This window comes from Legionella anisa (assembly GCF_001467525.1).
GTDB classification, from domain to species: Bacteria; Pseudomonadota; Gammaproteobacteria; order Legionellales; family Legionellaceae; genus Legionella; species Legionella anisa.
Map to the genome: position 1 here is coordinate 1 of NZ_LNXS01000017.1, position 12,759 is coordinate 12,759.

Below are 12,759 nucleotides of genomic sequence, written 5' to 3' on the forward strand. Positions count from 1 at the left end.
TTTGAAAAAATGGCCTAAAACACTGTCAACCCCTAAATGATAAAATTTAAAAATATTTTTTACGCAGCCTTGCCGAAAGGACACCATATTATCTTTGATTAAATCATATCTTTAGCTAATGTCTTAATTGTTAATTTTAGCACAAGAAGTGTGTCAGCTTCGGTGGGAATGGGAAAATTTGTTAGGTTGTTATTTCTACCCATTTTTTTGTATGTGGGGGTATAGTGGGTAATTTTAAGGAGAAGATAGCTCCTTTATTTTCTCCTGGACTGGTAACGCTTAATTTGCCACCCATCTCTTTTGTAGATAAGGCGCTAAAATGGAGACCAAAACCGCAGTTTTCTGACTTTGTGGTAAATCCGAAGGTGAAAATTTTATTTAAAATATCAGGAGAAATACCTATTCCATTATCCTCGATGTCTATTTCCAGCCATTCCTTATCGTTCACGACCTTGTTTTTAGCGTGTATGATAAGACATTTTTCTGTTGGCTTTCTTTCTTGTAAGGCTTCTTTGGCATTGACCATCAAAGTTACTAATATGTCTTCCAGCTTCATTTTATCAAGAACAGCGGTTAACGTATCATTATAGTTTTTAACTATCTTAATATCGATCGCATCATGCAGACTAATCCTTAAACTCTCATCTAATATCTCTGCTATATTCACTTCTTGTATGACACCGAGAGGCCTGTCCTCTTTTTGTTGTAGTGTGACAATATCTTTAATATTTTGAATGTATTTATTGAGTATTTTTACATCCTCAACACATTTTTTCTGTTCTTGCAGTAAGTTGTTATTTAATTCAGTGAAATAATCAATAAGATGTGCTTGTTTTTGCTTATCATCAGTAAGAACCTTAGGGTCTTCTATAACTGCATTTAACCAGTCTGTTAATTGAGTTAAATTATTAATTTCCGATTTAGACAATCGGTCTAATAAGAGATCCGTTGTGATATTAACACTACTTAAGATATTCCCTACGTTATGTAACATTGATGTTGCGACATCAGACATTCCCGCCAAACGTGCTGAGTCAACTAATTTTCGATTTAACTCTTGAAGTAGTTTATTATCGATAGCATGGGCGAGTAACAATTTGATGCGTGTGATCAACTCTTTTGGGTGAAAAGGTTTAAACAGATATTCATCGGCTCCTGCTTCCCAACCTCGAACCAGTGCGTCACGGTGGGTTAACGCGGTCAGTAGTATAACTGGGATATGGGCTGTTTTTGGTGAGGATTTAATTTCACGGCAAAGAGAAATCCCATCTTGTTTTGGCATCATTACATCTAAAAGAACAAGATCAGGTTTCCACTTTTGAATCGTTTCCCAGGCTTCATCCCCATCTCTTGTGAGTTTGGTTTCAGCAAATTCATTGAGCAGAGATGCAGTATAGGTCCCAAGTTCTATATTATCTTCTGCGATTAATATCTTAGAAACTTTGGTACTTATGGATTTCTCCTTTGCAAGTTGGTTTTCTAAAACCGGAGCTGTATCAAATTTTTGAAAACGTCCTTCAAGCGATTTATTACCGGTTTTTCTCTCCATAGTTGCAGGAGGTGCTGTTATTTCAACTACAAAAGTGCTGCCTTTATTAAGGGTACTTTTGACGGTAGCATCTCCTTCTAAAAGAAGGGCAAATTCTTTAACCAGTGCAAGCCCAAGTCCTGTTCCCTCAAAGCGTCGCGTGGCAGAACCTTCGACTTGTTGGAAACGCTGAAATAATTTTTCCTGATCCTCTTTAGAAATTCCAATACCGCTGTCTTTGACAGTTAGGATTACTTTTTCACCTTCAAAATGAAGCAAAATGGAAACCAAACCTTGATCCAATGTAAATTTTGTGGCGTTTGATAATAGATTAAATAAAATACGTTCGTATAAATAGCGATCGAGACTCACGATTTTCTGGAGTACAGAACATTTAAATTCTATGTTGATGTTTTTTTGCCTAAGTAGAGGATTAAATTCATTCGCAATGGATTGAGTTAATGCAACAATATCTACTGGTTCGCGCGTTACTACAATTTTTTGAGCGCTGATTTTTGCAAAATCAAGAATACTATTGACCATTTGGTAAAGTCGAATTGAATTATTATGCATTGTCTCTAAAGCATTACGTTGTACGGTTGAAATAGAGCCATAATCCTTGGCAAGAAACGACTCTAACGGTGCAATAATTAAAGTAAGAGGTGTTCTTAATTCATGAGATATATTGGAAAAGAAATTATCTTTCAGACGATCAATTTCTTTTAATTTCTCATTGGCATGAGCAAGTTGTAAATTAGCTGCCTCAAGTTCTTTTGGACTTTTTAAAGAAAGAGCCATCGGGACTAAGGGAACCAGCATAATGGTGGTCAAAACGGAAACCCCTGCAGTCGCCGCTTTTATTATTCCATCAAGACGGTATAAAGGATCCCATAACGTCACAACACCCATCACATGTGTGGTGCCACAAAGCAAAATAAAGGCACCAAACATGATAAGAACCCATGGGAAAGGAAAATCTTTTCGTTTTAACATGAAAAAAATTAAAATGATTGGAATGGCAAAATAAGAAAGAGCGATTAAGCTATCTGATATCACATGCAACCATACAATGTCAGGGCGCCAAAAATAACAGTGTCCATGTGGCATAAAGTCATTACTAAAAAGGTTTTTAAAAAATGAGAAAAATGACTCACTGTTCATCGATTTTATCCTTCAAATCATTTAAAAAAAACCTATGGATTAGATTGTAGATGGACGCTGCAGGGCCTTGCAATAGGTATTTCCTATTATTTTGAGATGCAACATAAAACTAAGAAGCTTTGTCCGGCTTTTGTAGATCGTCACCAGCCTGCGGCGGATATCCCAATTAGATAAATAAACTATAAGTGATTAAAAATAAAACTTGCACTGCAGTTACGATAAGTCCATTTTGTATCATGGCTTTAACATTGTCACTTCCTGCAAAACCCATCGCAGCAAACATATTTGCACCAGGATATGCATAATTAGTAACGCGGGTAGCAAAGATCATGCATAAAGCAAAAGTAACCAGAGGAAGTTGCATCTGAATGACGGCTGGATTAAAAAGTTGATGCAGCATTTTAATCGTTGCTTCCGCAGCCCCAGGCATACCAAAAGCACCAGTCACTCCTATTAATATTGATAATACCGGTTTACCACCTAGAGTAATTAATGGTGTTAATAATTGCGTTAAGGCAGTAAATCCTCCTGCTTGATGAATCAGAGCCATAAAGGGATCAAATAAGATAAATAAAAAGAAAAGGTGCAAACTTTTTTGCATTCCTTCAAGTAATAAATTAAAGATTTGTTTCAAGCTTAATTTACTCGCCAATCCGGCAACAAAGGCTAAAAATAACATGACAAAAATAACATAGGAGGTTTTCGCTTGCGTGAATAAACCATAAAGTACACAGACCAAAAAGGCGGCCAAAAAGAACAGAGTACTGCGTTTTTGTTGTCTATTGGGAATAAATGGCTCGGAGCTGTCTTCATCTTCACAAAGCTCATCCCCATACTGTCGTTGTAGTCGTGAAGCCATAAACCATGTAGTAATTAGAGTAACTAAGGCTACTGGTAGAGAAGCATAAAGAAGCATAGTCCCATAATTTATTCCTGTAATACCGAGTAAGGTTACTACGGGAGGAGCAAAGGGCCCAATAATTAATGCTTCTTCAGCGGAAGCTTGCATTAGTACAGCCAAACTGGGACGTGATAATTTTACTGAGCCAGCAATAGGACGCAAACTGGGAGCCAAAATGGCTAATCCTCCAGCCAGCGTTCCAAGTAAGCCCACTATAATAAAAGATGAGAGCACAATACCGATTTTGGCACGTCGTTGGGTATTAACTCCAATCCCATAAACGATTTGATGCACGAGAGTATGGCTGACCTGGGTGTGTGTCAAAATCTCTCCCAACCCACGGCCTAGCATGATGATAAAACCAACTAAAGCCATGAAGGAGCCTAGAGCATCAGCCATAGAGATCCCTATGGCAATTGGGCTGCTTTGATTCCATAAAAAACCTAACCCAACACAGAGTGCAGTTGCTATTAGTGGATCAACATTGCGAAATAGCATCACGGCATAAAGAATAATAATAGATAAACTGGCTAACTGAATATAAAAAGACATTAGTGAAGTGCTCCAATCCAGTTCAAACCTTGACTAATCCCTTCAATTCCCAAACCAGGTTTTTCTGACAAAACAATTTTATTACCTGATCGTTGCGCCCCACCAAGAACATAATTTTCGCGAATCAGAAAAATGGGGTCGAGATCAGCATAGAAAATATCGGGTTTGCTCACAGCAAAACTGGCTACAGCAGCCACTCCAATAGGTGATTCCAGCATACACCCAACCATGATGGTCATCCCTGCTGCTTTAGCGATGTTATAAATAGCTTGAGCATTCTCTATACCTCCTGACTTCATCAACTTAATATTGATCCCCTCACAGGCATTCATTTTTGCAATATTCAGTGCATCTTTAGGTGAAAAACAAGCCTCATCAGCAACAATAGAGCAATCAACTTGATCACTTATCGCTTTTAAGTTTGGTAAATCTTGAGCACTAATGGGTTGTTCTACCATAGGAATATTCAATTGCTGTTGTTTAAAAGCAGTAATAACCTTTAATGCATCCTCACAGGACCATCCTTGATTAGCATCTACAAGTAACGTGATGTCATTGCCTATGGCCTGACGAATAACACGAACACGTTCAATGTCTTCAATTGGATTTAAACCTAATTTTATTTTTATGGTTCCATGCCCTTGATTGACTAAATCAATTGCATCACCTACCATCTCGTTACTCGCTTTAACACTTATAGTAATACACGAGTTAATGCTATTCGTATTACCTCCCAATACCTTGTAAAGAGGTAAACCGCAATACTGAGCAAATAAATCATGCAATGCGATATCAATAGCTGCTTTCGCAGAAGTATTACCCGCTATATTTTGGTTATTCATCTGCAACAACAAATTCAATTCAGAAATACTTCGTCCAATTAACTGGGGACCCAAAATGTTTTTAATTGCCTTGATAATCGATTCCGTACTGTCTCCAGTAATGGCTGGAGTGGATGCTGCTGAACCATAACCTACGGTGCCGCGATCTGTTTTAATCATTATGACTACATCATCAACGCACTCAGTACGTCTTACCGCAGTAATAAATGGACGTATTAATGGAATGGTTAATTGTGCAATATGAACTTCGGTAATCTTCATGCAAACACCCTTTTTAAAATTTATTGCATCTAAAAATATTTTCTCTTCATTAATTAGAGGCTAATTTTTTAATTAAAAGGAGCAAACAATATACCTTATTTTTCTAAATTTAACCAAATAGACTGGGATTGAGGTAGGGAGGGCCAAAGTTATGGTTGCAAGCAACTGTCTCTTGATGAGATGCGATCAAGAGACAGTAACTCGTCTCCAGTTTGATGTTGACCCAACTGCGGAACTCCCCCCCCTCAGGTACAATTGCGTTGATGAAGTCAAGCTTTTGCCTGGGAGCGGCGTAGCCATTCGTCGAGACTGATGTGGCCGAGGCGTGCTTTGCCCAATGGGACAAGCGAATGCTCCTCGACCCGGCCGCCGAAGTATCGGGCCTCCGGGTCACTTACGACCTGATGCGGGTCGCCGACCCTTTTCAAATAACGCGCGACGATTTCGTTGAACGGCGCTCGTTCCGGGCCGGCGATCTCGACGATGCCGTTGTGCGGCGCCGCGAGCGCCACATCGGCGACGATAGCAGCAACGTCGTCAGCAGCGATAGGTTGGAACAGGCCTGGCGAAATCTTGACTATGTTTCCATCCGTACTTGAAGCGGCGATACCTCCAAGAAATTCCATGAATTGGGTCGAGCGGATGATGGTGTAAGGGATACCAGAAGCCTCGATCAGCCTCTCCTGGGCAACCTTGGCGCGGAAATAGCCATTGTCGGGAGTCCTGTCGGCTCCAACAATAGAGAGCGCGACATGGTGCTGGACGCCTGCTGTGGCTTCCGCCGCATGAAGGTTGCGGCCGGAGGTCTCGAAGAATTCCAATACCGCTTTGTCCTCCCATAAAGGCGCGTTCGCCAAGTCCACGACAACCTGAGCGCCGGCAAGCGCTTTCGCGAGTCCCTCACCCGTTATGGTGTTGACGCCTGAAGAGGGTGCTGCTGCAACGACTTCATGACCCTTTTCGCGAAGATTGTTCACGAGCTTTGTTCCAATCAACCCAGTACCACCTATAACTACAATTTTCATCTGCGCTCCTTTCTGTAGGTCGCCCGCGATTCGGGCGAGTGGTCAAGTGCACTTTAGATTCGCACTACGTTTAAGGCCATCCGTGTGTGAACGTTTACCACTGTTTATTGAACCATGACAGTTTCTCCTATCCATTCCCATTGTTTTCGTCGAGGATGATTTCGTAACAAACGGGAAAGTCGCTCTCAGTCATTTCACTGGCACGAGCACCGGTGCTCCTTTGTTCTTGATCAAAAATACAAGGAATTTTGCTGGCTTGGTTTTGTCTGCGCTCCGACCAACAATATGAACATCGTCGGGGCCTTCATAAAAGGTCTGTCCGGGCGTCAGTGTAACTTCTTTTCCGCCTTTCAACTGCATGACGATCGAGCCTTCCAGCACGTATACAAATGCGTATGCATTGTGACGATGTATAGGGTCTGTAGCCCCGGGCGGATATTCTACTTCGATCAGCTGGCCTTCCTTACCAGGGAAGTCTTTCAGATTCTTCGACATGAGCGACGTTACCTTCGCCTCCTGAGCCGTTGCGGTGCCTGATATCAGACATAGGCCGATATTCAGGTTCAGAGCTAATATGAGATACCGAACCATCGACCTACGATGGGATGTGTGCTTCATTATGAATCCTCCTTGAATATGTTGTGAACGATCAATGATACATTTTTTACAATGACGTTAACACACTAATTCTTTGCGTCAAGTAAGGAAACTGGTGAATTAGTGATGGAGGATGATGGTAAAAAATAGAGTTTTATTTTTTTTGGATTGAGCAGAATCATTTATAGTTAGGAGTTAATAAATAAAATACATATCCCGATTGTTTTAAAGTATGTTATTTTAATAAAAATATTTATTACTCGGTAGCAATCAATGACCATCTATTTTTTGTTTGGTAAAACTGGCTCAGGGAAAAGTTATATAGGAAGGTTACTCGAAAAGCTAAATATTATCCATATCGATGGTGATAAACATATCACCCCAAGGATGGTAGACTGTTTAATCGAAGATGAACAAATGACTCCAGAAATGATAGATGAATTTGTCAATGTTTTGATTGATGTTATCAAGATACAAAAAGAAAAAAATCCGAAGCAGAGTTTTGTTATCTCACAAGCCATGTATCTCGACAAATACCGACTTAAGTTATTAAATGCTATACCTGAGCTTAAATTTGTAATGATTGATGTCACACCAAGCGTTCGAGAAAGTTTCATCACCAGCCGATTTCAAAATAAAGAGAGCAAAGTAAGTCCGCGATATGCCAAGGAGATGGATAAATTTTTTGAGAGTCCTTCCCATGAAATAATACTATTTGAAAATAATCAAAAAGCAGATGAAATTCTTATAGAACAAATCCATGAAAAAATGTCAGCTCTTTTTAACATAGAAGTAAAAGAAGAATTAAACTCATATATACAGCTAGAATTTACCTAAATTCAACTCTGTAAAAATCGAAGCATAATATACTGCTTAAATAAATTGACAAAATTAATCAAGGATTAAAAAATTCGATAGTAAATAAAAGAGCAGAAGTGGGAGTGCGGGCGTCAGAGATATTACATAATTTATGTCAAGAGGCCTGATAAATCGGTGAAACTCGCCCATTGACATATTTATAACTCTGAGAGCCATTCAAGTGTTCTCATGAAAAATCGACTATACGCGCTTGATGAGATCGCTTTTTTGTACGAAAACATATGCGATATCAAATTTCGTCTAAATTTAAATAATTAACACCTTAGCCCCAGGATTGGCTTTTACCCAATTAGCCACATACTCAATGTAGTTATTTTTGCCAACAGCAATGCATCCACGCGTTGAGTAGGGTAAGTTGTTTAACCAACCAAACACTCTTGACGACTGAGTTGGCCCATGGATCCCTACATCTCTACCTGAATATCCTGCAGCTAATTGCTTTGAAGTCGGATAAAGAATTGGAATAAAAACTTTAAACTGATTGGATTTTCTTGGATGAGCTAACCCATATAAACCAATTGGAGTTTTATTATCTCCCGCCCGCTTTTTACCGACGCCTTTATATCCGAGTGCTACTTTAAAGCTCTTGATTACAGTGCCGTGTTTACAAATATTTAAAATTCGCTTTGTGGTATGTACATTGATTCCGTTTGATAAAGGACAAGTTGTAGTACTAGCGAATAAAACGACAGGAAAAAAAATAGAGACCATTAAAGAAATTACTTTTATTTTCATATAACTAGACTAATATTATTGAAATTGGTCAATAATTATCCCATAGTATTATCTTTATGCATAGAGGGCGACAGGCTAAATAGTCATAGCAAGAAACCTAATTGGAGCTAACTCATTGATTTTAAATGGTGCGCTCGAAGGGATTCGAATTCCCGACAACTCGGTTCGCAGCCAACTTTATCAAGACGAATAAATATTATTAAAAATCATTAAGTTGCGATGTAATCCTTATTAAAATTGTTGACGAGAACAATCAACTAGGCACACATGTAAAAACACGTGAGCTGCAAACACATAGACGCATGGATTAATAAAATTCATGTGCACTAAAGGACATGCCGTTACCCGATGCTTTCGTTAATTTGATCTTAGAGAAAGAAACCGGTGTTCCTGCTGTAGAAATAAGTTCTTTTGTAAAGGCTACTGACCTCGAACATCAATTAATTGCTACCGACATATTTTTTATAAATAAAAACTTCTAATCAGAAATTTTCGAGATTTGTAAGACCCAAATATTTTATATCCCCATAAAAAACTTTAGGTCTTCGGTTAATTTTCATCTAAACCTTGATTTGTATTATTAAAAGCCAACATGGTCACTATATTTTCTGCTGGTCATGATTTGAAAATTAAAAAATTAATCTATCTGTTTCTATTTTGATCTTTCAAAAAGAAACAAGATTTAAAACGGGGAACATATTATGCAAAACAAACAGAACAACGAACCTAGAGCACCACACCGTAAGTCACCTCCAAGGGACGGGCTCACTATTAATAAGGGAGTTACAAATGGACAGGGTGGTGTTAATCCAGAAGAATCGACAAATCCGAGAACAATTGAACTAGCAACTGACCAATCGATAGCGGCACGCCACTTACTCTATCATCCGAATGAGGCTAGCCTCTCTGTTATGGAAAAATGTGCCGATGGGATAAATTGCGTCATGGATAGGTTAAATCACACAAGTGATGTCATCGGAAATCTTGAGAAAGATGAAATCCTAATCAGCATGTGTACCAGATTAATGGCCGACGGAGGGGCAGGGCGTATCATAAAATTCAACGATAGACTCGCAGAACTGGTGGAGATGAGAAAACATAGTCCAAGACCACATGGATACGTCCAGGCAGTCGAATCACTTGCTCATGAGTGTCGCGCTAACATGGATCAAATAACAACTACTGCTAAGAAACCCGGCCCTGATGGCGCTCTCGCCCGTCAAGGTATCCTGTCATTTATGGGTGACCTTGGAGGCATTGAACGACATGAAACAGGATTTGGGGCGGCATACAAAGGTCCTCTCTGCGATGCCCAAGCTGTGTACAACACTTATGTGGCAGGCCTTTGCGATGCTCAACGCAAACTAAATGGACAACCAATACCTGCTCTTGATGCGGATGTAACGGGCTTTGAAAAAAATTTCCATAAAGCCAGAGAACAAACTTCACTGAAGGGAGGAGGCCTTTCCGCACCTGCGCATACCGCGCGCAAAAAAGAAGAACGCGCCCCGGTAGCATGGGCTGTCCAGGAACGGCAAGGGCTGCTTAATACCGGAGATTTGGCAGAGGAAATACTTAAGAAGGCATACGATGATCATAAGAAAACGCTAGTTGATGCTGCTTGGCCAAGTTACCTTGTATCCGAGGCTGTTACCAAGGACGTCGTGGAGCCAGTGACTGGTCATGTGTCCGGAACGTTTGGTGAGATGGCGGTCACTATGAACCTGTTCTGTGGTACCCCCCCTGGAAGTATAGATTGGAAACATCCATCGGGTACGCCAATCTCCTCAGCACATAAGGATCAAGTGACTGCTATCGGTGCCCTGGCAGCTGCAGGTCTCATCACTGCTGGATTCCACTCTGCCGTTGAGATTTTCCAGCCCATAAGCACGTTTACCACACACCCAACACACGGATCCCTGGGACCAAAAGCCGTTATTGACATGAATCTGCATGCACAAGCTCTTCGAAGTTTTGCTAAGTATTTGGATCAATTTATTGATAGGCCAAGCGACTGGGTGCAGAACAGCCTTGATGGGAAGAGTAGTTACGTACTCAGTGCAGAGGAACAAAAGCTCGTTAAGGAAGAGATCCTGAATAAGGCCCAAAGCATCGAAGATGCTGCGACTAAGTCTGTGGACATGATTTCAGCCCTCCAGGGTGAAGGTGGCACGATAGCAACACTAGAGTTGTGCCGAGTGTTGGCCAATCATTCTACCGATCCGAAAGTACTCAAATTGTGCAGTCTGAATACGCGATTGGAACAGATAGGCTTGCGTGGGGATAGTCTAGAGCTTAATGAGGCGCGCGAGGTTGCAAAAGAGCCTGTCAGTGACTCTCAACGAAAGAAACTTGAAGCTGCCATCGAAGTTGCCGAAGAAACTGCTGATCGTAGAGAAGCTGCAAAAACAAAACAAGCAGATAGTGACGAACAATCATCTTATTTGCTAAGTGCTCTTCAATCAACGCTCGGTAAATTTGCTATTGGTGTTGGTGTTGCAGTGGCTGTTGCTGGTGCTGCTTTTGTTGTTAGCCAAATGAGAAAATAATTAAGGGGCATATTATGAACAAAGCGAATCAAGAACTTCAAATACTAATAGAAAAACTGGATTCAATAGTAGATGAGATGAAACAAGTGCTTGTTTCGACACAATCTGTCTCTAGTAACAAGAAGAAAGATTGTTTCTTTTTGTCAACAAGGATGGGTTTGGATGCTAAAACACGCATTATGGTAAAAATTGATAAGTATAAAAAACTAAGAGCGGATACCAACCATCCACGTAATAGTGAATTGGAAGTTTCTTCTTTAATGGATATTTTTGCAACTACTGAAATTCTGGTTAAAAAAATATCTGAAGGGAAGGACTCTTCTGAATATGCGGATAAAGGTTTTTTTAATCGATTTTCTGATATTTCTCACAAAGTCGAAAGACTCATCGCATAATAATTTTGTCTATAAATTCTTTCTAAAAGTCATCGCCCTTGGGTGATGACTTTTCTTCCATACCCCCCTAAGTACATGGTTAATATGTGTATTCTTTTTTGCGTATTATAGAGATAAATGTTAAAATATTGTTATTGTAGTTGTTATAATGAACAAACTTAAAAAAGTGGATCAATGATTTCTATAAAAGCGTTTAGGAATGAGTGTCTGTGAAAAATATTTATGGTGTTATTCGATGTATTTTTATTTAAGCATACGAAGCCAATATATTTTTCTTTAATTGAATCGGTTAAATTTATATTATCAAGCAAACTATCGCATTGAGATTATCATTATGGCGCGTTATAAAATCAACACTAAAAAAAATTCGGAAGATAGTGGTTATGAATCAGGGTACGAATCTGATGAAGGAACACAGTATTCTCCTGTAAAATCTCTTGGAAAAGGTGGTTATGCCGAGGCTAGACTGTTTCAATCTACCTCTAATAAATCGGTTGCTGTTTTAAATCCTGTTACGACACCTGGAGATATTGGAGAAGCGACGGTTAAACACAGGTTTTTCAAAACGGTTTATTCTAATAAGCAATCTCATTTATTTCCTAGGGGAACGGATTACAGGCTTGTTGTACCCTACATTCAATTTGTTCCATATGAAAAGCTTATAATTGATACTCCAGAATTACAAAAAAACCTTTTTCACTCGGCTATTCAAGCATTAAAAGATTGCCATGATAAAGGGATGATTGTGCTTGATCTGAAAACAGATAATATTTATTACGATTCCAGTACGCAAAAAAGCTATTTAATTGATGGCGGTCTTTCCGTACCTACAGGAACTACCATCGATCCTTTAGCGTTTCAGAAATCAAATCAAGAGGTCGTAGAGAAATATAAAGAGGAGTATTCGCACATCCCGCCAGAATGTTGGTCAGTAAAACCTGCTGCTGTATTAGCTACTCCGCAAATGGATATATACTGTCTAGGGGTACTGATGTATGATTTATTAGAAAATCCATCTTCCGAGATAAAATCATTAATCGATAGTTGTTTAGAGAAAGATCCACAGAAACGCCCAACATTATTGGAATTAATAACCTCTTTAGAATCCATCAAAAATAACGAGAAGCAACCATCTCTAGCTTTTTAAAGTAAATAGCGCGAATACCCTTGATGGAAAGCTACTTGATTCAATTGATGTTTACTCACCTAAATCCCAAGCCATTGTCAGTGACAATCGCTACCTTCATGCTATCGTGTCCTTTCGGCAAGGCTGCGTAAAAAATATTTTTAAATTTTATCATTTAGGGGTTGACAGTGTTTTAGGCCATTTTTTC

The 12,759-nt window shown here is 39.5% G+C and carries 10 protein-coding genes; 4 read left to right on the top strand and 6 right to left on the bottom strand.

Features of this window, described 5'->3' with window-relative positions; translation table 11 throughout:
* Nucleotides 1-181: 181 nt before the first annotated feature.
* The 5 genes from Lani_RS04115 to Lani_RS04135 form a co-directional block, all read right to left on the bottom strand.
* Complete coding sequence (locus Lani_RS04115; protein WP_019235521.1) at nucleotides 182-2,689, bottom strand: ATP-binding protein; 2,508 nt, start codon at nucleotides 2,687-2,689, stop codon at nucleotides 182-184.
* 166 nt (nucleotides 2,690-2,855) lie between these two features.
* Nucleotides 2,856-4,142 carry a permease gene (locus tag Lani_RS04120; RefSeq protein ID WP_019235520.1) on the bottom strand — a complete coding sequence of 429 codons (1,287 nt, stop codon included), beginning with the start codon at nucleotides 4,140-4,142 and terminating at the stop codon, nucleotides 2,856-2,858.
* Nucleotides 4,142-5,245, bottom strand: coding sequence for a dipeptide epimerase (locus Lani_RS04125; protein ID WP_019235519.1), 1,104 nt, complete (start codon nucleotides 5,243-5,245; stop codon nucleotides 4,142-4,144). The genes Lani_RS04120 and Lani_RS04125 overlap by 1 nt, the downstream gene beginning before the upstream one ends.
* Before the next feature lie 269 nt (nucleotides 5,246-5,514).
* Nucleotides 5,515-6,270 carry an SDR family oxidoreductase gene (locus Lani_RS04130; protein WP_019235518.1) on the bottom strand — a complete coding sequence of 252 codons (756 nt, stop codon included), beginning with the start codon at nucleotides 6,268-6,270 and terminating at the stop codon, nucleotides 5,515-5,517.
* Nucleotides 6,271-6,459: 189 nt separating this feature from the next.
* Nucleotides 6,460-6,765: a cupin domain-containing protein gene (locus Lani_RS04135; RefSeq protein WP_202803989.1), complete on the bottom strand. Its 306-nt coding sequence runs from the start codon at nucleotides 6,763-6,765 to the stop codon at nucleotides 6,460-6,462.
* A 375-nt stretch (nucleotides 6,766-7,140) separates the two neighbouring features.
* Between Lani_RS04135 and Lani_RS04140 the strand changes: the two genes are divergently transcribed.
* A complete protein-coding gene (locus Lani_RS04140; RefSeq protein WP_019235516.1) occupies nucleotides 7,141-7,704 on the top strand; it encodes a zeta toxin family protein in 564 nt (187 codons plus the stop codon).
* 288 nt (nucleotides 7,705-7,992) lie between these two features.
* On the opposite strand, the gene Lani_RS04145 is transcribed toward Lani_RS04140, so the two are convergent.
* Nucleotides 7,993-8,481, bottom strand: coding sequence for a L,D-transpeptidase family protein (locus Lani_RS04145; protein ID WP_019235515.1), 489 nt, complete (start codon nucleotides 8,479-8,481; stop codon nucleotides 7,993-7,995).
* 701 nt (nucleotides 8,482-9,182) lie between these two features.
* Here Lani_RS04145 and Lani_RS04150 point away from each other — a divergent pair.
* The 3 genes from Lani_RS04150 to Lani_RS04160 all read left to right on the top strand — a co-directional run bounded on the left by Lani_RS04150 (nucleotide 9,183) and on the right by Lani_RS04160 (nucleotide 12,572).
* A complete protein-coding gene (locus Lani_RS04150; RefSeq protein WP_019235513.1) occupies nucleotides 9,183-11,030 on the top strand; it encodes a hypothetical protein in 1,848 nt (615 codons plus the stop codon).
* A gap of 14 nt (nucleotides 11,031-11,044) precedes the next feature.
* Entirely contained in the window at nucleotides 11,045-11,425 is a 381-nt protein-coding gene (locus tag Lani_RS04155; RefSeq protein ID WP_019235512.1) for a hypothetical protein, read from the top strand.
* A 334-nt stretch (nucleotides 11,426-11,759) separates the two neighbouring features.
* Nucleotides 11,760-12,572 carry a protein kinase domain-containing protein gene (locus Lani_RS04160; RefSeq protein ID WP_019235511.1) on the top strand — a complete coding sequence of 271 codons (813 nt, stop codon included), beginning with the start codon at nucleotides 11,760-11,762 and terminating at the stop codon, nucleotides 12,570-12,572.
* The last annotated feature ends 187 nt before the right edge of the window (nucleotides 12,573-12,759 follow it).